17 protein-coding genes are annotated in these 21,735 nt (G+C 59.1%); 7 read left to right on the top strand and 10 right to left on the bottom strand.

Annotated features, from left to right (window positions below; all coding sequences use genetic code 11):
* Positions 1-315: 315 nt before the first annotated feature.
* Together WNY37_RS14200 and WNY37_RS14195 are read left to right on the top strand one after the other, a co-directional pair.
* Positions 316-924 (top strand): RNA polymerase sigma factor, encoded by a 609-nt coding sequence (locus tag WNY37_RS14200; RefSeq protein ID WP_342974050.1) that lies wholly within the window; start codon positions 316-318, stop codon positions 922-924.
* Positions 893-1,846 carry a FecR domain-containing protein gene (locus tag WNY37_RS14195; RefSeq protein WP_342974049.1) on the top strand — a complete coding sequence of 318 codons (954 nt, stop codon included), beginning with the start codon at positions 893-895 and terminating at the stop codon, positions 1,844-1,846. The genes WNY37_RS14200 and WNY37_RS14195 overlap by 32 nt, the downstream gene beginning before the upstream one ends.
* 62 nt (positions 1,847-1,908) lie before the next feature.
* Here WNY37_RS14195 and WNY37_RS14190 read toward each other — a convergent pair whose 3' ends face one another.
* The 5 genes from WNY37_RS14190 to WNY37_RS14170 form a co-directional block, all read right to left on the bottom strand.
* Positions 1,909-3,429, bottom strand: a complete 1,521-nt coding sequence (locus tag WNY37_RS14190; RefSeq protein ID WP_342974048.1) for a PepSY-associated TM helix domain-containing protein — start codon at positions 3,427-3,429, stop codon at positions 1,909-1,911.
* Between the two features lie 12 nt (positions 3,430-3,441).
* On the bottom strand, positions 3,442-3,990 hold the full coding sequence (locus tag WNY37_RS14185) for a hypothetical protein (protein ID WP_342974047.1): 549 nt from the start codon (positions 3,988-3,990) through the stop codon (positions 3,442-3,444).
* Between the two features lie 13 nt (positions 3,991-4,003).
* Complete coding sequence (locus WNY37_RS14180) at positions 4,004-6,139, bottom strand: TonB-dependent receptor (RefSeq protein ID WP_342974046.1); 2,136 nt, start codon at positions 6,137-6,139, stop codon at positions 4,004-4,006.
* 335 nt (positions 6,140-6,474) lie between these two features.
* Positions 6,475-7,083, bottom strand: a complete 609-nt coding sequence (locus tag WNY37_RS14175) for a 2-hydroxychromene-2-carboxylate isomerase (RefSeq protein WP_342974045.1) — start codon at positions 7,081-7,083, stop codon at positions 6,475-6,477.
* 40 nt (positions 7,084-7,123) lie between these two features.
* Positions 7,124-8,002 carry a MaoC/PaaZ C-terminal domain-containing protein gene (locus tag WNY37_RS14170; RefSeq protein ID WP_342974044.1) on the bottom strand — a complete coding sequence of 293 codons (879 nt, stop codon included), beginning with the start codon at positions 8,000-8,002 and terminating at the stop codon, positions 7,124-7,126.
* A 732-nt stretch (positions 8,003-8,734) separates the two neighbouring features.
* Between WNY37_RS14170 and WNY37_RS14165 the strand changes: the two genes are divergently transcribed.
* From WNY37_RS14165 to WNY37_RS14155, 3 genes are all read left to right on the top strand, one after another.
* The gene (locus tag WNY37_RS14165; protein WP_342974043.1) at positions 8,735-9,547 is read left to right on the top strand and encodes an SDR family oxidoreductase; all 813 of its coding nucleotides are present in this window, start codon (positions 8,735-8,737) and stop codon (positions 9,545-9,547) included.
* 169 nt (positions 9,548-9,716) lie between these two features.
* The gene (locus WNY37_RS14160) at positions 9,717-12,083 is read left to right on the top strand and encodes a TonB-dependent receptor (RefSeq protein WP_342974042.1); all 2,367 of its coding nucleotides are present in this window, start codon (positions 9,717-9,719) and stop codon (positions 12,081-12,083) included.
* Positions 12,084-12,171: 88 nt separating this feature from the next.
* Positions 12,172-13,197 carry a zinc-binding dehydrogenase gene (locus WNY37_RS14155; RefSeq protein ID WP_342974041.1) on the top strand — a complete coding sequence of 342 codons (1,026 nt, stop codon included), beginning with the start codon at positions 12,172-12,174 and terminating at the stop codon, positions 13,195-13,197.
* 26 nt (positions 13,198-13,223) lie between these two features.
* Here WNY37_RS14155 and WNY37_RS14150 read toward each other — a convergent pair whose 3' ends face one another.
* The 5 genes from WNY37_RS14150 to WNY37_RS14130 all read right to left on the bottom strand — a co-directional run bounded on the left by WNY37_RS14150 (position 13,224) and on the right by WNY37_RS14130 (position 19,792).
* Positions 13,224-14,762, bottom strand: coding sequence for an acyl-CoA synthetase (locus WNY37_RS14150; protein ID WP_342974040.1), 1,539 nt, complete (start codon positions 14,760-14,762; stop codon positions 13,224-13,226).
* A gap of 47 nt (positions 14,763-14,809) precedes the next feature.
* Positions 14,810-16,846, bottom strand: coding sequence for an acetoacetate--CoA ligase (locus tag WNY37_RS14145; RefSeq protein ID WP_342974039.1), 2,037 nt, complete (start codon positions 16,844-16,846; stop codon positions 14,810-14,812).
* Positions 16,847-17,014: 168 nt separating this feature from the next.
* The gene (locus WNY37_RS14140; RefSeq protein WP_342974038.1) at positions 17,015-17,686 is read right to left on the bottom strand and encodes a hypothetical protein; all 672 of its coding nucleotides are present in this window, start codon (positions 17,684-17,686) and stop codon (positions 17,015-17,017) included.
* Positions 17,683-18,702, bottom strand: a complete 1,020-nt coding sequence (locus tag WNY37_RS14135) for an NAD(P)-dependent alcohol dehydrogenase (RefSeq protein ID WP_342974037.1) — start codon at positions 18,700-18,702, stop codon at positions 17,683-17,685. The genes WNY37_RS14140 and WNY37_RS14135 overlap by 4 nt, the downstream gene beginning before the upstream one ends.
* Before the next feature lie 139 nt (positions 18,703-18,841).
* Positions 18,842-19,792: a LysR substrate-binding domain-containing protein gene (locus WNY37_RS14130; RefSeq protein WP_342974036.1), complete on the bottom strand. Its 951-nt coding sequence runs from the start codon at positions 19,790-19,792 to the stop codon at positions 18,842-18,844.
* A 102-nt stretch (positions 19,793-19,894) separates the two neighbouring features.
* On the opposite strand from WNY37_RS14130, the gene WNY37_RS14125 reads away from it, so the two are divergent.
* Positions 19,895-20,701 (top strand): SDR family NAD(P)-dependent oxidoreductase, encoded by an 807-nt coding sequence (locus WNY37_RS14125; RefSeq protein ID WP_342974035.1) that lies wholly within the window; start codon positions 19,895-19,897, stop codon positions 20,699-20,701.
* Positions 20,702-20,804: 103 nt separating this feature from the next.
* Complete coding sequence (locus WNY37_RS14120; RefSeq protein ID WP_342974034.1) at positions 20,805-21,719, top strand: SDR family NAD(P)-dependent oxidoreductase; 915 nt, start codon at positions 20,805-20,807, stop codon at positions 21,717-21,719.
* Positions 21,720-21,735 lie beyond the last annotated feature (16 nt).

The raw sequence follows: 21,735 nt of genomic DNA, 5'->3' as shown, positions 1-21,735 counted from the left end.
CGTATCAGCCGACATCGCAAATCGGAGAAGAAGTCTCTATACGGAGTAATAACTCGCATGAATTCCCTCACCGATCCCTGGTCGGTTCCCTTAAAAACGACGCCATCAGCCGTTCCGCCCTTAGTCACGAAAGCTTGTCATTTCCCCTCACAGGAGATCGTTTCTATGTGCTTTCACTAATACAGATGCAGGGTGATCGGTTTTCCGCCACAGCGGTCACGATTTTTGTCAATTTTTTTTCAATTGTTAGATTACTGCGCGTTCAGGCGGCAGATCGGCTTGTCGGCAGAGTTCGGTTCGATACTAATGAGTTTCATGACGAAACCCTCGAAAGAATTCGTGATTTGGCTCGCCCGCAACGTGCTCCCCCATGAGCCTGCGTTGAGGCACTGGCTACAGAGCAAGACCAATCTGCAAAAGCTTGGGCTGACAGCCGACGACATCGTCCAGGAGACCTATGCGCGCCTGACGAAACTGCCTTCAGTCGACCATGTGACGAACCCGAAGGCCTATACTTTCCGGACCGCCCACTCCGTCTTGTTGCAGGAAATCCGGCGCAACAGGGTTGTTCCGATCGACACCGTCGAGTCTTTAGAATCCCTGGATCTGGCTTCCCAGGAACCGTCACCCGACCGGGCGCTGGAGATACAACAGGATATGCGTATCCTGACCAGTGCAATCAGCTCGATGCCAAAAAAGTGTCGCAGGGTTTTCGTACTACGAAAAATCCATGGCTATTCTCAGCGTGAGATCGCGCAGCAACTAGGGATATCCGAGAATACGGTTGAAACCCATCTGGCCCGTGGCGTTCGAAAGCTTATGGACTATTATCGGAGTAGTGGAATATCTCCTCCAAACGCATCTAATAATTTGAATCTCAGCGAACTGGCGAATGGCAAAAAGAAAACCCAGCGAAGACACTGACGACCAGGCCGCCGAATGGGCGGCCCGGCTCGATCGTGGTTCGCTGAGCGAAAGAGAAAGCCACACGCTTCAGGCGTGGCTGGATGCCGATAGTCGTCATCAGGGGGCTCTGGTCCGCGCGCAGGCTATGTTGGCGCCTTGCGAACCGCGTGACACGGTCATCCCCATCGGCCAGACCGAACGAGGCTCCCGCAGGGTGTGGGCCGCCGGGGCCGCCTTGGCGAGTGTTGCGGCCGCGTTCCTGGTCGGTGTTCTGGTTCTCTCTCCTCCACCAACAGAAGATCTTGCCTATCAAACCGCTTACGGCGAAGTCAGACGCGTGCCACTGAACGACGGCTCGGTGATGACACTGAACACCAGGAGCAAGGCGGATATCGAGTTTGGAGAAACGAACCGCAGCGTCAAACTGATCGAGGGCGAAGGCTTCTTTGAAGTCGCGCCGGACAAATCCCGCCCGTTTCTCGTGAATTCGGACGGATATACCGTGAAAGCGGTGGGCACGGCTTTCGTCGTCCGCAAGCAGTCGGATGACCGTATCCAGGTCGTGGTCTATGAAGGCATTGTGGACGTTGCCTCACAGACGACGTCCCCGCTACGGCTCAAGGCAGGCGACATGGTCGAGATCGGCCATCGCGAGCCATCTCCACAGGTATCGACGCTTGATGATGAGCAGCTGCTACAGGAACTCGCCTGGCGGGAGGGCAAGATTGCCCTCACGGGGCAGACACTCGAATACGCCGCCCGCGAGTTCAACCGTTACAATGAGGTCCACATCCGTGTTGAGCCAGCTGTCTCCGGCCTCGAAGTCGTTGGCTGGTATTCCGCCAATGACCCGGTCGGCTTTGCCCGCCTCGTCGCCGATACGATGGAGCTCGAAGTCAGCGTTTCGGGCCAAGAAATCGTGTTGTCACCACTGCAATGATCGAACTGCTCGTTCGGATCGATCGCTAAAAGCCGACATTTCCGGATAGATCGCTGATAGCGTCATTCTGCGGCTGGTATGGCGGGCCGGGAACGGCGCAGGGGAGACCAGATGGTTCCGCCAATGATGATTGCGGTCAGGATGATCAGGCCATTGATGACCCACGCCATGGCATCGGCATAAGGCGTGCGCGTGATCAGGTGAATGGTAACGACCAGGACAAGGCTTATGGCTATTGCGCCGCGCAGCCACTTCGAGCCGGCCTGCGCGCTGGGCGCGAGGAAAACCGGTGCGAAAGAGAGCGCGGTTACGGCGAGCCAGATTGCGAGCAGGGGTGGACTGGCGAAGAGCAGGGCGGCGCCGGCTATGATGGAATAGCTCAGGGGCTGGCCCCAGACCGCCGCGATCCAGGCCCTTTCCCAGCCGGGCACGGGCTTGCCCTTGTCGCGCCGCCGGGCGATCCAGATCGCGACGCCGCTTGAGGTGATGAAGGTCAGGGCCAAGCCGAGAATGAGGTAGGCTGCCTTCAGGAACCCGGCCACCCAGCCTTCGCTGAACCAGCCGAAGTGCAACGGCCCGAGCGCGCCAATGACCTGATTGCCAAGTGATCCGTCAGAGAAACCGCGAGAGCCGAGATAGGTGCCGTCGCCATCAAAGATGTAGCGGTCGGTGATGGTCAGGTCGCGCGCCTTGGCCAGATCGATCTGGACCGATTGGCCCGCCGTGCCAAATTCGCGGATACCAAGCCGAGCGAGCTTCGCGTCCGGATACTCGGCCAGGAGGCTGTCGATCATGGGCGCGACGTCCGGGATCGGCGCGGCGTCTTCATTGGGGGCGACGCGGGGTCCGCCGACCACTTGACCGGCGCGGCTGAGATCACCGTCGAAGGCCGCCATGGCGAGCACGCCGAGAATCAGTGTCGACAGGCCGAGGATGGCACCCGTCAGAGGGACGATGATGTGGAAAGGCAGGCCCCAGACACTCAGGCGATTGTGCAGGTCGGCCTCTTCGAGCCGCCGTGTCCCGCCTCGCCTGAAGCGGAAAGCATCACGGAAGATGCGCGGGTGAGAGAAAACGCCGGACCAGACTGACGACAGAAGCGCCACGCCGATCAGGCCGACAACGAACAGGCCAATGGTCTGCGGCAGGTGCAGGTAGAAATGAAGGTGTTCCATGAAATGACCGAAGCCTTCGCGGCGCTCGCCGACGATCTCGCCTCGGTCATTCAGCATGAACGTCTCATCCAGGCCGGCCTGGAAGTCAGCATACCGAACCGACAGATTGGGATGGCCATCGGCCGGGGTGGTCACACTGACATAATCGCGTGTGCCGGCTGCCCCGGCTTTCTCGATCCCGGCGCCCAGCGCGCGAACCAGCAGCGGTGTCTCGACGGCCTCTACGGATTCGAAGATCGGGGCGTTCGGGTTTTCCCAGCGGTCGATCTCATGATCGAGGACGAGAAGGGTGCCTGAGAGGCAGACGATGTAGATCAGCGCAGCAAAGAGCAGGCCGAGCGCGGAGTGGCCCGCCAGCATGGAGCTGACAAAGCTGGAAGGGACTTTCGGCCAGATTGGTCGTGCCATCGAATTGCTCCTTTAGATCAGGAAGGCGAGCGCGAAAGAAACCGCCGACACAGCGACCAGCACGCCAAAGGCGCGCAGGATCCGGTCGTCCGAGAGCGTCCATGCCATGCCGCCCGCCCAGAGCAGGGGAACGGCGAGGCCGCCAATCGCAATGGCGTCGACGTCCGACAGCGGGAGCTGCCTGGCGAGCGCAACGCCGACAAGGATCGATGCGGTTCCGGCGAGCGGTCCGGCGAGCAAGACGCGAAATGCGCCCCGCCACCAGCGGCTCGCCCGGTCTGAAGGGTCAATGACTTCGCCTCTCGGGCGCGCCTCCTTGCGAGGGCGCACTTCACGGTTTGCAACGACGAAGCCGAGCCCGGCGACGCTGATGAGGCACACCGCGACCGGGATACCCGTTTCGCCGCCAATGGCGAAGGCGAAGGCCAGAAGCGCCAGCGCGAGCAAAGCCCAGCCACTCAGGATCAGCCAGGGCCGGCGCGTCGCCGCTCCGCTCCAGGCGAGCCTGAGGCTGCCGATGCCGGCAAGGGCGGCTCCAAGGCTTGCAATCGCTCCCACCATGATCGCCCCCGTCCTAGAAGTCCGCGTCGAGGCGCAATGTTACGACCCGCGGATCGCCGAGACGGGAAAAGCCGCCAGAGGGATCGCGGTTGAGGAAGGTGTAATAGTCCTCGTCCAGCAGGTTGCGGGCATTGAGTGACAGGCGGAAATTCTCATTGAAGGCATAGCCGAGGCGTGCATTGACCAGTGTGCGGGCCTTTACTTCATTGGCTTCGATATTGTCCTGGTCGGAATAGCTCTCCGCCTGATAGCTCACATCAATACCGCCGAAGACGCCCCGTCCCGTGTCGTAATCGAGGCCGGCATTCGCGGTGACCTCAGGCGCGAAGGGGAAGCTGTTGCCAGCCAGGTTCTGGCCGGGATTGTTTGGATCAGGGAAATCATCGAACTCGGTATGGGCATAGCCGAGGCCGCCATAGACGGAGAGGGCGTCGCTGACGGTGTAGGAGAGGTCGGTCTCAAAGCCGTAGATCGTGGATTCGCCCGCATTTGCGGTGGTGTAGAAGTTGGGGAAGTTCGGCACCTGCACGGAGACCTGCTGATCGGTCCAGTCGGCATAGTAGATGTTGTTGTTCCACTGCAGCCGGCCATTCATCAGGCGGTGCCGGGAGGAAAGCTCATAGTTCCAGAGATATTCCGGATCGAAATAGGTCAGAGAGCCATCGAGGCTGGAAATCTCCGAGCCGCCGGCGCGGTAGGCTTTCTGGACGACAAAGGCGTAGGTCGTGTCCTCGTCCGGCTGCCAGCGGAGGCCGACCTTGGGGAGAAAGGCGTCGTACTCTGTTTCGCTGACCTGGCGGGTCACGCCTGTTTGCGATTCCAATAGCGCCAGAATCTGCGGCGGCAGTGGTGGAAGCACGCCAAGGATCTGCGTGTCCGCGACGGCGTCGTTTGACTGCGTTTCATTGTCATAGCGCGCGCCGAACAGGAAATCGATCTCGTCGGTCAAGGCATACTCGCCGTCGAAAAAGACGGCATAGTTCTCGGCTGAAAATTCAATGAATGATTCGCGTGCGACCAGATTGTCGATCGGAAGCGACGGATAAACGTAGGTCAGCGGAAGCGAGAAGCTATCTGTATAGTCGGTCGACGCATCGGTGTAATAGGCGCCTAACGCACCGCTCAGGCGCTCGCCGAAATATTTCAGGCGGAACTCCTGCGAAATGGATGTGTCTTCGCCAAAGCGCTCGAGCGAGGAGACCGGCAGCGGGGTGACATCATAGTCCTCGATACGGGTATAGTCCGTCGTCTGAAACGCGGTAATGGACTGGACTTCCCAGTTTTCATTGATCTGCCAGGTCGCGTTGACTGACTGGAGCCACGTTTTCGTACCTTCAGAGCCCGGCACGTCATATTGGGCCTCGCGGGAGAAGCCACTCGCCGGATTAACCCCGTCTTCGCCTGCGAAATTGTCGGTGTAGGATGTGGTCGACAGGATGGAGATGTCGTCGGTCGGCTCAAACAGCAGCTTGAAGCGCGCGCTTGTCAGTTCGGTCGCGTCAGCATCGGTGCCGAGGTAGGTGTTGTCGATGAAACCGTCGCTCTGGCGGCGCTGGACGGCGCCGCGCCAGGCGAGCGTGTCGTCGATGATCGCGCCGCCGCCGGCCACGCCGAGCTGGAAGGTGTTGTACTCGCCAGCTTCGATGCGGACCCTGAGGTCATCCTCATAAGTTGGATCTTGTGTGCGCACATAGATCGCCCCAGCCAGCGCGTTGCGGCCAAAGTTTGTCGACTGGGGGCCGCGGAACACTTCGACCTGGCCGAGATCCCAGGCGTCCAGGGGGCCGAAGAAGGTGGTGTAGTTGCCGAGCGAGGCGTCATCGACATAGACCGTCAGGGTCTGACCCCGGCCAGACCCGCCAATGCCGCGCTGGTCAATACCGCGAATGGTAAAGCCGAGATCGCCATAGGAGGTGGTCACGTTCGGGATACGGTCGACGATGTCGTAGAGGTCGCTAATCGGTTCGCGTGCGATTTCCTCGCCTGTGACCACCTCGACGCTCGCGGCAACATCCTGGAGCGCCGTGTCGATCTTCTGGCCGGTTACGATGACCGTATCCTGCCGGCTGACAGTGTCCTGCTGCGTTTCTTGCGCTGCTGCGCCAAGCACCAGCGTGCTGGCGGTCGCAACCAGAATGGCTTGTTTCATAAGACCCCTCTTAATGAGACTGAGAATAGTTCTCAATCGCATTACGAGGGCGAAAGTCTGCTGTAAAGAGGGGGATTTTGGCTGCCGTCGCGTCATTGCGGCGGGCGGGGGACTGCTTGCGCGATTCAGATCCGCCATCGCGCGCTCTGGTATTGCGGGTCCGATGGTGGCGATGTGGGCCGAATCCCTGGTCGGAGACAATGCAGGTATCGCTCAGGCGATTATAACGCCTGTCCGGCATTTCAATTCGTTCGCCTAACACATTGTTTTTTTGTGAGATTGATCAGGCTTTTACGGTGTTTGAGTCACGGGGCCGGGGGACACCATTTGCCCTTTCAAGCGGCGCTCAAAGCTTGCCTGACAAGCGGCAGCTGATCATTGCCGAAATAGATGTCGCTGCCGTTCACGAAGAGCGTCGGGGATCCGAAGCCGCCTCTGTCGATCACGTCCTGCGTGTTCTGCCTCAGCTTCAGCTTGATGGGATCCGATCCTGCCTGTCGCGCGAGATCCTCGCCATCAAACCCGCAGGAGGCCGCGATCGCGATCAGGACGTCCGGGTCGTCAAGGTTACGCCCTTCGCGGAAGTAAGCGTCGAACGCGGCGCTGGCAAAGCGGAATAGATCATCCTGGCGGTCTTCCAGAGCGCAGCAAAAGCGCATAGCGTGAACGGATCTTACAGGGTGGTGCTCGGTTGGGAAATTCATCGGAAGGCCGGCCAGATTCGCCCAATCCTTCAGCCATTTGTTGGAGTGGCGGATCTTGGGGTTGTCCGGGTCCGCACGTCCCTCATAAACCGACTTGTTCACGGCATTGAACACGCCGCCGACAAGAAAGGGGCGCCAGCTGACGGTGCTGCCGGTTTCTTCGAGGATCGGCTGTACGTTGTGAAAAGCGATCCGTGTCCATGGCGAAGACAGGTCGAAAAAGAATTCCAGGTGAGACATCGGTCGTCCTTACTTTCAGTGCGAATGAGTTATCTGACGCTCATGCTCGAAGCAGCGTCTTTCCATTACGTATAGCGACGATGTCGCGGTCTTCGACCCGGGCTGTGAAAGATACGGTATTGCCGTCTTTCCAGAGATCGATTGAGAGCGTTTCGCCTGGATAGACGGGTGCGGAGAAGCGGACTTCGTGATGCGCAATACGCACTGGGTCAAAGTCGCAATATTCAGCAAGAACGGCGCGGCAGCATATGGCGAAGGTGCAGAGGCCGTGAAGGATCGGGCGGGGAAAGCCTGCGGCTTCGGCTGTCGCTGGATCGGCGTGCAGGGGATTCAGGTCACCAGACAGACGGTATAGCAGGGCCTGGTTCGGTGACGTTGTGATGCGGACCGTCCGATCGGGTGCGCGGTCCGGAACCGTATGGGGGGCAGGTTGGCCGTCACGCGGGCCGCCGAAGCCGCCCTCTGCGCGGGCAAAACTCGTCCGCCGCAGGGTGACGAGGGGCGCGGTATCCCCCTGCAGCGTGATCACCTTTTCCTCTGAAAACACGGCGCCCTTGCCGGCGCCCTTGTCCCATGCGCCCACCATGCGGCTGATCGCCGAAGCTTGGCCACTCGGCGGGAAAGGACGATGCAGCGTGACGGCATGCTCGCCGTGCAGGACGTACCGGTAGTCGATGCCGATATCGTCCATGGCGCCCTCATCGAAGCCGACCACGACGGGGAAGGTGGGAAATGCCTTCAGCTGCGCCTCATAAACGAAGGGAAGTTCGTTCTGATCAAGCGGATCATGCCCAAGGCCGATCCCGAGCGCGTAAAGCATGGCATCTTTTTCGGTCCACTCATGCTGCGCTGCCTTTTCGAGCGACATGACCCGGTCGTATTCTATTTCGGGCAGGCGAGGATCTCTTGCAAATGTCACGTTCAAACGCCTTCCCTTAATGTCCCGGCATCAGTTTCCGGGCTTCGTATGTTTATATGTTGCTCTTTCATTAGACCGCATTCGCGCAACAATCAAAACATTCGCTTTATCTCTTGTTCGGCAGTTTATGGATCAGGCCGATTGTGGGCGACCACCCTTCGATTGAGTACAGGTGGCGGCGTTTTCATGAACGCCAGGGCATGACTTACTGGTGCGCCAGGCTTTGCGGCCGGGTGAGGGTGACGCGGCTCGAATTCTCAGATGGCGGGAAAAATGCGAAACTGGTGGCGCGGTGAAACTGGTCCATTTAAAACAAATATACTACATCGACTTGTGTGCGGAGCTTGGCACTCCGCAGCGATTGTGCTTCGGCACTTGCGGTTTCGCCTTTGGAGCCGGACCTGTTCCGGCTTGTAGGCGCGCCGCTGCTGCGACTGCTTGCTGATCTCCGACTGCTCTTGTCGCCGCCTCCGGGCGACCTGGGTTCGAACTCGGCGCCCGCTCGTTGCCATCCGGTCGATGTCAGCGGGCGTCTTTTTTTGGGGAGAGAGGGCGGAAACGCCAAATCTGGCTCGGCTGCGGTTCGTTGACCTCGATGAAAATGAATGTACTAAATTGCCGCCTTAATTCGCATACCGTTTGTACGGGCAGAACAAGCCGTGTTCCGGTCAACTGTCGGCGGGCAAGTGAGGCACGGTCCGGAATTTGCCAATCGATCACGAAGGAAGCCGTATGAAACTGTCGGGAAAAGTCGCGCTTGTAACGGGTGTAAGCCCTAATATCGGCGGTGGAATCGTCGAGGAAATGTGGGGCGCAGGCGCACGAGTAGTGCTGGTCGACGCCAACGCAGAAAATGCTGAGGACTGCGCGAACTACATCAATTCGAATGGCGGTGAGGCACTGGCGATCCAGTGTGACGTGACCGACGAGGGGCAGGTTGTCGAGACGGTGGAGCAGGCCCTCCAGCACTTTGGGTCCATTGATATTCTCGTCAATAATGCAGCCTTCTTCAATCAGAAGGGCGTGCTCGACATGAGCTATGGCGAATGGCAGGCGCAGACCGGCGTTATTCTCGACGGTGCTTTCCTGTTCACCAAATATGTGGCGCGCGCAATGGTCGATTCGGGCCGTCCCGGCTGTGTGATAAACATCATTTCCACTGCGGGGCATCAGGGGCAACCTGGCAATGTTGCCTACTCGACCTCGAAGATGGGGCTGATGAACTTCACCAATTCGGTCGCCATGGAACTCGCGTCCAGGGGAATCAGGGTCAATTCGTTGACGCCTACGGCCACCGACCCTTCAGAGTCTATTGAACGGGCGCGTCGATGGGGACGCGACGTCTCTGCCGATCCCGGCATGGAGGCGCTGATGGCTCAGTTTTCCGATCATGTCCCGATGAAAAAGCTGCCAAAACCAAGTGATTACGGAAAGGCGGCTGTGTTTCTTGCTTCAGACGATGCCTCGATGATCACAGGAACGGATCTTCGGGTGGATGCAGGCGCGGTCTCCAAATACTGGGCATGGGACCCTGCTTCCGGCTGAGGTTTGCCTTCCGTCGCGCCCATAGGCCTCCCGCACCATTCTGGCGTCGATTTTTCGCAACATCTGAGAAAAAACGTTTGTTTGAAACAAACGAACTATTGTTGGCCTGAGGCCAGTACATTAAAACGGTAATTCTATAATAATGAGCTTCTTGGGAGGAAGTCAGAAGATGATACGTTTTAACACAATTGCTATTTCAAGGTCTGCCGTATCGGCGCTTGCACTCGGTTTGGTCGCTTCAGACCTTGTCGCGTCGGCGCAGGAAGTTGAGGCGTCTACAGACGCAACAACCGATGCTGTTCAACAGGACGAAGACGAGGCGAGACAACTCGGCGTCGTCTATGTGAGCGCGCGGAAACGCGACGAGCGCGAAATCGACGTGCCAGTTGCCATTTCCGCACTGCCGGCCGTCGAGATCGATCGCAGAGGCCTCAACACCCTCACCGAAATCTCAACCGCCATTCCGGAACTGCGGATTTCTGAAAACACCGTTACCTATGGTGGCAATCTCGCCATGCGCGGTATTTCAAGCGCGACGTCAACCGCATCTGTCGACCAGGCCGTCACAGTCAATATCGACGGCGTCCCCGTCTCCTATGCGGGTATCATCAAGCTCGGTCAGTTCGACCTTGGACAGGTCGAGGTTCTGAAGGGGCCGCAGGCGCTCTTCTTCGGCAAGAACGCCACCGGCGGTATCGTGTCGCTGGTTTCGGCGGCGCCGACAGAGGAATTCGATTTCCGTCTCCGCACCGAATATGAATTCGAGGCACAGCAAATTGCCGGGGAGGGGTATGTTTCCGGCCCGCTGGCTGACGGCGTGCGCGGGCGTCTGGCTGTTCGCTATTCCGACAGCGAGGGTTGGCTGAAGAACGAAGTTCCGTCGCCATCTGTTGTCCCCGGCGCGGTTCCCCCGAAAGATGACAAGGGCCCGGCTACAGAAGAGTTTCTTGCCAAGGGCAGCCTCTACATCGAGCCAAGTTCGGATTTTCTCCTGAAGATCATTGGCGGTTATGGCCGTACGGAAACGGACGGAAACTACCTGCAGTCGCAGCGCATCTACTGCCCACTGGGACAGGCGCAGGGGCCGTTTGGCTGGTCCGGCCAGGACTGCAAGCTGGACAATGTGACGACCCAGGCGGACTTGCCGCCGAGTTGGGCGACGCTTGATGGGCGGTTCCCGTCGGATGGCGTTCCGTACACCAAAACCGAACAGCAGGTCCTGGTTGCAGACGCTTCCTATCAAATCACCGACAATCTTCAGTTCAATTCGATCACCGGCTTGTTCAATCTCAACCTGGATGCCGCCGACCACGTGTCAAACGGAGCGATTCCGTTTGTCGGCTTCGCGGCGAGTATCGAAACGACGTCCTATTCTCAGGAGTTCAGGCTCTCGAATGATGCATCGAACCGGTTCACCTGGATGCTGGGCGTGTTCATGCAGGATAACGAGTATACTGAAGAACAATCGACAATCATCGGTGTGCTGCGTCCGAAAGCCGATTTCCGCATCACGGGTGACACCCTTTCCCCGTTCGTACAGCTCGGCTTTGACCTCACCGACCAGCTCAGCCTGACAGGCGGTGTTCGTTATACGGACGAAACCAAGCAGCAGAAAATCGGTGCAGGTCAGTTCGAAGGCCAATACCCCAAGGAGGTCAATTTCGAGAACTGGTCTCCGGAAGTGACACTCTCCTATGCGCTGTCGCCGAACGCCAACGTCTATGTCGCTTATAAGGAAGCCTACAAGTCGGGCGGCTTCCAGACTGAGCACGTGGCCATTCCGGCCGCTCTGGCGGCTGGCACGGTGATCGATAACTCGTTCAGGGAAGAACAGGCCGAAGGGTTCGAGATCGGCGCAAAAGCCTATCTGCTCGATCAATCGCTGCGCGTCTCGGCGGCAGCATACAATTTCGAGTATACTGACCTCCAGCTCAGCAGCTTTGACTCTGTCCTCGTTGCCAACATCATCAGCAATGTCGGCGCCGCGACAACCAAAGGCGCTGAGTTCGATTTCGAGTATCGGCCAGCCAGCATCGACGGCTTTTCGCTCAACGGTGCAGTCGCCTATAATGATGCGACTTATGATGAGTACAGCCCGGCCTGCTACAATGGCCAGACCGCTGCTATGGGATGCGATATCGCGACAGATACCAGCGACCTGACCGGCGAACATCTGCCGCGTGCCCCTGAATGGAGCGCGGCGCTGTCGGGCATTTATGAGGGCTCGCTGAGCCAGACGCTCGATTACCGCGTTAATGCAGGTCTTCAGTATAGCGGCGAATATGAAGGCAATTCCGACGTCATCCCGAACTCTGAAGAAGACGGCTATGTTTCTGTAGATGCCGGTTTCGCCCTTATGGACAAAGACCGGGTCTGGGAACTCGCCTTCATCGGTCGGAACCTTTCGGATGAGTACTGGATTGCCAGCTCTTACCAGGTGCCGGTCACCGGCAGCGACACGACGCTTTCCGACATTGCGGCCACCGTCAATCGCGGTCGTCAGCTGATGCTTCGACTGACCTATCACCCACAATAGGTCGTGATTCCTCCCGAAACTTGAAGCGGGCACCGGAGGTGGCAGAAACTGCCTCCGGTGCCTTTTTTCAAAAATGCATAAGGAAACAATGATGAAAGCAGCAGTTCTTGAAAAGCGCGGCCGCGATGGCCTGAAGGTTCAGACCGTTCCTGATCCGGAGCGCAAACCGGGCGAAGCACTGGTGAAGGTCAAGGCAAGTTCATTGAACCGGGTTGATGCCTACATGCGCGACAATGGGCAGGGCATCACGCATGAGCTGCCGATCATTCTGGGCGTCGATGGTGTCGGCGAAATCGAGGAAAGCGATCCGGGCAGCCATCTTCAGCGCGGCCAGCGGGTGATGATCTATTCTTCCGTGTTCTGTCAGAAATGCCGCTACTGTCTCGACGGGGAACAACCGCTTTGCGTGAACCTGAGAATCGCCGGTGAGCATCGCGATGGAGCGTTTGCCGAGTACATTTCCCTGCCCGAGCGCTGCTTCGTGCCGTTGCCGGAGGAAATCGATTTTGAAGATGCCGGCGTGTTGCCGGCCGCCTACAACACCGCCTATCGGATGCTCTTCGGGAAGCGTGCCCTGCAGCCGGGTGAGAGCGTCCTTGTCGTTGGCGCTGGCGGCGGTGTGTCGACCGCGTGCATCCAGCTTGCGAAGCTGATCGGCGCCCGCGTGCTTGTGACCTCGTCGAGCGAGAAGAAGCTGGAGCAAGCGAAGGCGATCGGCGCCGATGCGGGCGTGAATTACAAGACCGACCATGTCAGCAAGGGCATTCTCGAGCTAACCGACGGTGTCGGCGTCGATATGGTGATCGACAGTGTCGGTGAGGCCAGCTGGGGCGAATCCCTGCGCTCGCTGCGTCGCGGCGGACGTATCGTGACGTGCGGAGCGACGACAGGCGGAAACCCGCCGGTTGAGCTGCAGCGCATGTTTATCCGTCAACTTGACCTGTATGGCTCCACAGGTGCGAATTACGACGAGGCCCGGAAACTGCTGGCCATGGTCGCAAATACGGGGCTGAAACCTGTTATCGACAGCCGTTTCACCCTGGACCAGATCGGCGAGGCTTACGACCGCCTGGAGGCGGCCGATCGCTTCGGCAAGGTCCTTGTCACCATCTAAGGCGGGTTGGAATGAGGGGCGCCCGCCTAGGCGCCCTTCGCTTCCTTCCAGTATTCGTCGCGCAGCTGCCGCTTAAAGAGCTTGCCGGTCGGTAGCCGTGGCAGCGCTTCCAGAAAGTCGATCTGCCGTGGAAGCTTGATCCTGCCGAGCTGCGAGAGGACATGTTCCTGGATGTCGGAGGCGAGATCGTCGCCCGCATCGGACATGTCGAGCGGCTGGACGACAGCGACGAGGCGCTCACCCAGATCAGGGTCCGGCGCGCCAATGACGGCAACGTCTGCGACTTTCGGATGCGTGACGATGACGTCCTCGATCTCCTGAGGGTAGATGTTCACCCCGCCGGAAATGATCATGAAGCTCTTGCGGTCGGTGAGGTAGAGATAGCCGTCCTCGTCCACCCAGCCGATGTCGCCCAGCGTGCTCCAGCCTTTGTCATTGTATGAGTCTGCCGTCTTGGCGTCGTCCTTGTGGTACCTGAACTGGTTTCCACCTTCGAAGAAGATAGCGCCCTCCTTGCGAGGCGGCAGCTCCTCACCGTTTTCCGACAGGATGTGCAATGTGCCGAACTTCGCCTGACCGACAGATCCCTTGTGGGCCAGCCACTCTTCAGGCGTGATGATGGTCATTCCGTTGAATTCGGTGCCAGCATAGTATTCGTGGATCATCGGCCCCCACCAATCAAGCATCTGCTCCTTGATCCCGACAGGGCAGGGGGCCGCGGCGTGAAGGGCGATTTTGTGTGACGACAGATCATGTCCAAGGCGCTCTTCATCCGTGAGTTTCAGCATACGGATGAAGTGTGTCGGCACCCATTGAGAGTGCGTGATCTTTTCCTGCTCAATAAGTTCGAGCGCGTATTTGGGGTCATACTTCTCCATCACGATGACGCTGCCGCCAAGTTTCATGACACTGAGGCTCCAGCGCAAGGCAGCCGCATGGTACATGGGGGCGGGACAGATATAGATCATGCCGTTCTCAAAGCCGAACCGACTGTTTGCGAGCTGCGTCAGGGCATCCATTTCATCGATACGCGTGTCGGGAAGGTCGAACTTCACGCCCTTGGGGCGGCCGGTTGTTCCCGACGAATACAACATTGGACCGCCCATGCTCTCGTCGGGAATCGGCGTTCCGGGCTGTTCATCGCGGTGAGCGACATAGTCGCGTGCGCCTTCTGCCGATCCATCGACCAGAAAGACGATGAGCCCCGGTTGGGCCGCGGCGATTTCCAGCGCTGTCGGCAGTGTCTTTTGCGAGGCGAACAGAACTTTGGCGTCGGAGTCCGCGACGATGTAGCCGGCCTCCTTGGCGGAGAGATGGGTTGAGATGCCGGTAAAGTATAGACCGGATCTTTCCGCAGCCAGCGCGATCTCGAAGTAGCGCGCGTGATTTTCCAGCAGGATGGCAATGACGTCGCCGCGACCGAGTCCGCACTCGCGAAGCAGGTGAGCGCACTGGTTCGAGTGTTGCTCCAAATCTGCAAATGTCACGGTCTCGCCGCTCGGCATCATCTTGTAAGCGGTCCGGTTAGGCGTTTCTTGTGCGTGATTGTGAACGTGAAGAAGCATTTCTCTAGCCTTCTTTGAGTGTTTCGATAGGGCTGGGCTCGCAAGATTCAGAGCGAGGTCATTCGGAATTGTTCGAACCATTCCAGGGCCCGCGCATCGCGAAGCATCTGGGGATCGGCAACGCGATTGAGGGGCGTGCCCTCCAGTAGTCGCCGAACAGGAACTTCCAGTCGTTTGCCTGTGAGGGTGTACGGAATGGCCGGGACCGCGACGATCCTGTTGGGAATGTGCCGCGGGCTGGTTTCGCGCTTCAGCGCAGCAGAGATCGATGCCGACGCGGCATCATTGAAGTCGTGACCATCGCGCATCTGAACAAACAGAATGATCTCGTCCGAGACACAGACGACCAGAGAGTCTGCGACTTCGGGAAGTGTCTCCATCGCCCGATAGATTTCGGCCGTTCCGATCCGCACCCCGTTCCTGTTGAGCGTCGCGTCGGACCGTCCCACGACATAGAGGCCGCCACGGTCGTTGATCTGGCAGAGGTCTCCTTGCTGCCAGACGCCCGGAAACGTGCTGAAGTAGGTTTCATGGTACCGGCTGTCGTCAGGGTCGTTCCAGAAGCGGATGGGCATGGACGGCGAGGGCGAGCGTATCACCAGTTCCCCAGTCTCATTGCGCAGGCTTTCGCCATCGGCAGAAAAGCAATCGACATGGATGCCCAGCGCCGGTCCCTGGATCTCGCCTGCGAAGATCGGCCTGGTTGCGACGGCGCCCGCGATCGTGCCGCACAAATCTGTGCCGCCGGTCTGTGAGGTAACCCAGAGGTCTTCCTTCACATTCTCGTAGAACCAGCTGAAGGTTTCAGGGGTGGAGGGCGCGCCGCCGAGGACGATCATTTCGAGGTGTTCGAGATCAAACTGGGCTGCAGGCACGACATTGGTCGCAGCCATTTTCTGCACCAGCCCCGGGCTGAAACCGAGGTCCGTGACATGGGCCTCTTCCGTCATCCGCCAAAGCGCTGCGGCGTCAGGGTAAAGCGGGCTGCCATCGTAGATGACGATGCTGCATCCGGTGAGCAGCGTGCAGATCAGGGAATTCCAGACCATCCAGCTTGTGGTCGTGTAGAAGAAGATCGTCGATTCCGGCTTGAGCTCCGCTGTGAAGTGTCCGGATTTCAGATGTTCGAGCAGGATGCCGGCATGGCTTTGCACGATTGCCTTTGGCAGGCCGGTCGTGCCCGATGAAAACAGGATCCAGAGTGGATGGTCGTGGCCGACCTGTTCATATTTGAAGCCGCCTGGGTCTCCGGCGGACTGATCAAGCAGTGCGCCCCAGTCATGGCGCTTGATCGTGGCAGGAGGGGGCGTCGCCGGACAATCCGAGGACACGTAGACGATGTGCTCAAGGCTGGGAATTGAACCGAGCACAGCATCGATGCTGTCCCGCTTGTCCTTGGTGGAGCCATTGAAGCGATAGGAGGCTGCCGCGAAAATCAGCTTCGGTTCGAGTTGCCCAAACCTGTCTACAACAGTCTTCGCGCCAAACTCCGGAGAGGCTGATGAGAAGATTGCGCCGATGGCTGCAGAGGCAAGCTGTGCGATGATCCCTTCAACCCTGTTCGGAAGATAGCAGATGACGCGGTCACCTGGTTCTATGCCCATCGACCGCATCGCTGTTGCGAGCTTGCGCACCGAGCTTCCCAACTCGGTCCAGGTGATCTCGCGCATGGGTTCGTCTTCGGAGAATGCGACGATGGCGGTCTTGTCGGGGGTGGCCGCTTCATGGCGGAGGATGTTCTGGGTAAAGTTCAGCCGCGATCCTTCAAACCAGGTCGCGCCGGGCATCTGGGGGTTGGATACGATCCGGTCGTAACGCTGCTCTGCTTCGACACCGAAATGGTCCCAGATGGCTGACCAGAAACCGTCGAGATCCGAAACGGACCAGTTCCATAGCTCTTCATAGTTTGAAAACTGGAGATTTCGCTCCTGCTCCAGCCAGAGCATGAAGCGCATCAGGTTGGATTCGTTTACCCGCCGGCTTGATGGGGTCCACAGATGCTCGCCCCAATCGGGTGTCGATGTCGTCGCGCCGTGCGGGGTCTGATCACGGCAATCAGAGCTCAGAGTCTGTGGCTTCGCCATATCGCTTTTCCTCCCATCGACGTTGACCATTTTGGTCTTATTTTGGTTTCAGACTATCCGTGGAAGCTCTCTGGCGTAAAGGTATTGCCATTGAGCGGAACGGGTTTGCAGCGCGTTATGTCCCCTAAATTTCTTGCCATTTGAGAAGAATTTTGTGGCGGTCTTGGCTCATCTGGACGTTTGGCTGTTGCGTATTGCGGTCGCGATCTCGGCAGACACGGCCGAATTGAATTTCTCGGGCCATTCATGCCCGCCTGCATGAGGCATAAACGTCAGACCGACCCCGGCCGTTTTCAATTGATCGGCGGCCGCTTGCGCTGCCGCGAGCGGAATGACCGGATCGCTCTCGCCATGGACCCAGATGAGGGGAACGCTTTGGTGTGCCGGTCCTGGCGGATGCGCCTCGAGCAGGTGCGGCATGATCCGGCCGGACGCCACGATACACATTTGCATTTTTTCGGGATGCTGCAGGAACAGGTGAGCCGCCATGACGCCGCCCTGGCCGAAACCGATCAGGATGAGCGGAAGGCTCGGTTCAGGCGTGTCCAGGAAGGCCGCGATAGCCTGGCGGCTGGACGCTTCCTGCTCCAGGTCCGGCGTTGGTGGTCCGGACTCATTGAATTCGATGTTGAACCATCCGAACCCTTTGTCTGGCGCCTGTCCGAAAGGGTGCGGGCCCTGCAGGGCGTAGATGCGCGCGCCTGAGGGAATGGCGCCTTTGATGTCATCGTAAACGATGGAATCGGTGTGGCCGAGACCATGAAGCAGGATGACGTTGGCTGTTGCAGTGTCAGACGACGCGCTATGGACAGTGTATTTGAGGCTTGGAGTCTGCGTCATTGGTCAAAGTCGATCACGATTTTGCCGAAGTGCTTGCCGCTTTCGAGGTGGCGGATGGCATCATCAGCTTTTTCAAACGGGAAGACTTCGTCGATGACCGGCTTGATACCGTTCTTGGAAATAGCGGCATTGAGGTCTTCGAACTGCTGGCGGTTGCCGACAGAGATGCCCTGAAGGGAAAGGTTCTTGCCGAAGATTGCCGGCATGAGCAGTTCCTGTGAGCGTCCGCCGAGGACGCCGATGATGACGACCCTTGCGCCGACCGCCGCAGCGCCGATCGATTGATTGATCGTTCCGCCGCCGCCGACTTCGACAATGACGTCGACGCCTGAGCCGCCGGTAATTTCCAGCGCCTCTTTGCCCCAGTCAGGCGTCTTCTTGTAGTTGATCGTGGCATCTGCGCCGAGTTGAACAGCCCGTTCGAGCTTTTCGTCTGACGAGGACGTGACGATCACGCGCGCGCCGACCATCTTGCCGATAAGTAGCGCGAAGATCGAAACACCGCCCGTTCCCTGAACGAGGAGCCAGTCGTCTTTTTGGAGCTTCGCTTCTGCAGACAGGGCGCGCCATGCCGTCAGGCCGGCGCAGGGAAGGGTGGCGGCTTCCTGGTACGACAGATTATCACTGAAGCGCGAGGCGGCGTCCTGGTGGACGGTGACGTATTCCTGAAGGACGCCTGCAGCGGACGCGGAGCCGAGCGAAACGGACCGGTCAGCCTTGCTGACAGGGCCATCCTGCCATTTGGGGAAAAAGCTCGGGCAGACCCGGTCGCCAACAGCAAACCGGTCGACATTTGACCCGACTTTCACGACTTCGCCGGCGGCGTCTGACAGCGGAATCTGGGGAAGGGCGCCGAAGGGTGTTTTGTTTTCAACCGTGACCAGGTCGCGGTAATTGACCGAGGCGGCGTGCACCTTGATGAGAATTTCGTCTGGGCCTGGCTCGTTTGGCGTGTCTTTTTCGACCAGCCGCATGTTATCAATTCCCCAGGCGTCCTGGACTTCCCATACTCTCATCTCAAGCATCCTCTTCTGGCCGCCATTGCGGCGCCAATCATTCAAAACAAATGTTTTACATTTGATGGCGAGCATTGCAAGAGCGCTTCGACGCGGCATGGGTCGATCATCGCTATCTGATGGGCGTGGGCCGCAGAGATTAGTGGCTGACGATTGTCTTGACCGGCGGCGAGAGGACTGTGCCGAACAAATCGTTCAACGCATCATTAGTCTTTTGCGCCTCGCTCTGGATCCACTCTGTGAGCGCTTGTGTGCCCGGATGCTTTTTTCGTCCTGAGCGAATGTAGAGATATTGCGGCAGTTCGACATCCAGACAGGTGGTCGAGATGGGGACGAGCGAGCCTGATGCGAGGTCGTCGGCAACAAAGAAGAGGAGACCCAGCGCGACCCCCGCGCCGCGCCGCGCGGCCTGATAGGTCAGGCTGAGACTGTCGAATTCGAGGCCCCGTTCGAATGCGGGAGTTCCGAGCCCCATCGTGTCATAGAGCTTTTCCCAGAAGGGTATTTCTCGCCGCGTGAAGAGCAGGGGAAGGGCGTTCCGGCCGGTGAGGAGGCTGCTGTTTGAATCAGTCTTGAGGTTCGCCGCCACAACGGGTGTGAAGATCGTCGGGAATATTTCGACCTGGCGAATGCCGCTCTCCAGAATGGTCTGTGTTGAAACAGCAGCGTCGAGCGGTTCGAGGGCGAAACTGATGTCGCTGAAAGCCTGCTTCAATTGGATTGGCAGGTCTGGATGGGATTTGCGAAACTCTCCCAGCCGCGGGGTGAGCCAGTCAGTGGCCATGCTGGTGAACGTTCGCAGACGGATCGGGCGGGAGGTGCCTGAGTCCACGTCCCGGCAAGCAGCATCCATCGTCGCGAAAGCTGTCGCCACAGCCGCGTGCAGTGGCTTGCCCCATTGGGTGAGGTCAACGCCGTCATGGCGGCGTTCGAAAAGCTCGCAGGCGAAATAGGACTCCAAAATCGCGACATGCCGGCTCACAGCGCCGACCGAAACCCGCAATTCGCGGGCGGCAGCGCTGAGACTTCCTGTGCGGCCGGTGGCTTCGAAAGCCTTCAACGCATTCAGAGGGGGCAGATTATACCGCATCCTCACCTTTCCAGAAAACTGAAGCCTTACTTGCGCAGAATATGACTCGAATGGCAATCAGATGACCCTTAGAATAAATGTTCTAAAAAGGGAGGCGGCATAATGAATTCGCTTGAAGGAAAACTCGCCATCGTCACCGGTGGTGCTGGCGGCATGGGGCGTTCCCACGCCCTGCGGCTCGCGAAGCTCGGGGCGGATATTGCCATTCTCGATATCGACCTGAACGTTGCCGCCCGCTACGGCGAAAAGCTCTCTGCAGCCACGGTTCGCGACGAGATCCTTGAGCTTGGTCGGGACTGTCTCGCCATTGAAGCGGATCTGTCGGATCGGACAGCTGCCTTCGACGCTGTCCAGAAGATCGAGCAGCATTTCGGGCGCATTGATATCCTCGTCAACAATGCGGGCGGGGCGATCACGCCCATCGAGAACAGTTCGGCCTCATCCTCCAGTGAAGAGGACAGGCGCAAGCTCTTTTCGGTCAATTTCGATACGGCCGTGAACATGTGTCAGGCCTGCGCGCCAGCGCTTCGCAAGCAAGGCGGGTCGATCGTGAACATCTCAACGGTCGGCGTCAGTGCCGACGATGCCGGGGCCCGGTTCGCGATGTACTCTGCCTCGAAGGCGGCCATCGAGAAATATACACGATCGCTCGCCGTGGAACTCGGACCGGATGGGGTGCGCGTCAATTGCGTCGCCCCCGGCCTTGTCGCGACGCCGCGGGTTGCAAGCCAGGCGGCTGCCCGGAAGCTCGCGACCGGCGGACAGGAGTCAAAGATTCCGCTGAGGCGCCTCGGCCAGGCCAGCGATATCACCGGCGTGGTGGAATTTCTTGTCAGCGATCTGGCGGGCTACGTCACAGGTCAATGCATCCGCGTCTCTGGCGGTCTTGAACTGGTCAGTGCCGCATAATCACGAGCCAAGGGAGATAGCGACATGACCGAGACCCTGCCGGACGCGCATGCTGCCGCCATCGCTTTTGGCCGCGAGATCGCCGGACAGGTTCCGCTCGACCATGTCTGAGGTCACACCTTCGCCTGAGCCTCCTCTGCACTTCGATGGAGAGGTTGCGCTGGTCACGGGGGCGGCGAGTGGCCTCGGCCTTAGCCATGCCCGTGCGCTGGCCGAGCGCGGGGCCCGGGTCATGCTGAACGACATTGCGACTGCTAGCGGCGAGAAACTGTCGGCAGAGGACGTGGCGGCTCAGTTGAGGTCCGAAGGGCTGGTTGCCGACGCCATATCCGACAGCGTCGGGGTGGAGGCAGGTGCCGAAGCGGCGGTTGAGGCAGCGGCAAGCAAATGGGGCCGCATCGACATCCTCGTCAACAATGCCGGGAATGGCATTGGGGGAAAGGTCCAGGATATCGAAACAGAGCAGCTGGCTAGCGTCCTGAATGTGCATCTGTTCGGCATGTTCTGGACCAGCCGAGCTGCGTTGCGCCATATGCGCAAGGCCGGCTACGGACGCATCATCAACACCGCGTCGGCGGTTGGTGCGTTCGGCGCGCCGGATACGGCGCCTTATGTCATCGCGAAGGCGGGAGTGCTTGGCCTTTCCAGGGCGACCTCCCTCGACAATCGCGATCTCGACATCAAGGTGAACACGATCTGTCCGGTCGCTGAGACGCCGCTGGCGCAGGCCTATTTCGACAAGCATCCGGAGCTGGATACCTCTCGGCTGACCCCTCAAGCTGTTTCACCGGTCGTCGTCTATCTGTCCCATCGCCGCTGCCGGTTGAATGGGGAAGTGCTCAGCGTTGCAGGCGGCCGCGTCGCGCGAATCTTCACGGCGACGGCGCCCGGAATGACACGCGATGGCCTCACTGCCGAAACGGTCGAAGAGAACCTGGCGGCGATCCTTAGCGAGGATGGCTATTCCATACCCACCAGCTCCATCGATCAGTACGCCCTCCAGCCCAAAGGCCGGTAAAGCCCACAAACTGTGA

Origin of the sequence: Henriciella sp. AS95 (assembly GCF_038900055.1) — a bacterium.
In the GTDB taxonomy this organism is placed as follows: Bacteria; Pseudomonadota; Alphaproteobacteria; order Caulobacterales; family Hyphomonadaceae; genus Henriciella.
Note: the sequence above shows the minus strand (reverse complement) of the source record. Positions and strands in the feature narration are given on the sequence as shown.

Bases quoted from the DNA above. Each gene is read 5' to 3' on its own strand.
- WNY37_RS14155 (WP_342974041.1), top strand. From the start codon at position 12,172: ATGATGAAAGCAGCAGTTCTTGAAAAGCGCGGCCGCGATGGCCTGAAG.
- WNY37_RS14175 (WP_342974045.1), bottom strand. From the start codon at position 7,083: ATGTCTCACCTGGAATTCTTTTTCGACCTGTCTTCGCCATGGACACGG.
- WNY37_RS14160 (WP_342974042.1), top strand. From the start codon at position 9,717: ATGATACGTTTTAACACAATTGCTATTTCAAGGTCTGCCGTATCGGCG.
- WNY37_RS14125 (WP_342974035.1), top strand. From the start codon at position 19,895: ATGAATTCGCTTGAAGGAAAACTCGCCATCGTCACCGGTGGTGCTGGC.
- WNY37_RS14120 (WP_342974034.1), top strand. From the start codon at position 20,805: ATGTCTGAGGTCACACCTTCGCCTGAGCCTCCTCTGCACTTCGATGGA.
- WNY37_RS14140 (WP_342974038.1), bottom strand. From the start codon at position 17,686: ATGACGCAGACTCCAAGCCTCAAATACACTGTCCATAGCGCGTCGTCT.
- WNY37_RS14195 (WP_342974049.1), top strand. From the start codon at position 893: ATGGCAAAAAGAAAACCCAGCGAAGACACTGACGACCAGGCCGCCGAA.
- WNY37_RS14135 (WP_342974037.1), bottom strand. From the start codon at position 18,702: ATGAGAGTATGGGAAGTCCAGGACGCCTGGGGAATTGATAACATGCGG.
- WNY37_RS14130 (WP_342974036.1), bottom strand. From the start codon at position 19,792: ATGCGGTATAATCTGCCCCCTCTGAATGCGTTGAAGGCTTTCGAAGCC.
- WNY37_RS14190 (WP_342974048.1), bottom strand. From the start codon at position 3,429: ATGGCACGACCAATCTGGCCGAAAGTCCCTTCCAGCTTTGTCAGCTCC.
- WNY37_RS14150 (WP_342974040.1), bottom strand. From the start codon at position 14,762: ATGCTTCTTCACGTTCACAATCACGCACAAGAAACGCCTAACCGGACC.
- WNY37_RS14185 (WP_342974047.1), bottom strand. From the start codon at position 3,990: ATGGTGGGAGCGATTGCAAGCCTTGGAGCCGCCCTTGCCGGCATCGGC.
- WNY37_RS14180 (WP_342974046.1), bottom strand. From the start codon at position 6,139: ATGAAACAAGCCATTCTGGTTGCGACCGCCAGCACGCTGGTGCTTGGC.
- WNY37_RS14165 (WP_342974043.1), top strand. From the start codon at position 8,735: ATGAAACTGTCGGGAAAAGTCGCGCTTGTAACGGGTGTAAGCCCTAAT.
- WNY37_RS14200 (WP_342974050.1), top strand. From the start codon at position 316: ATGACGAAACCCTCGAAAGAATTCGTGATTTGGCTCGCCCGCAACGTG.
- WNY37_RS14145 (WP_342974039.1), bottom strand. From the start codon at position 16,846: ATGGCGAAGCCACAGACTCTGAGCTCTGATTGCCGTGATCAGACCCCG.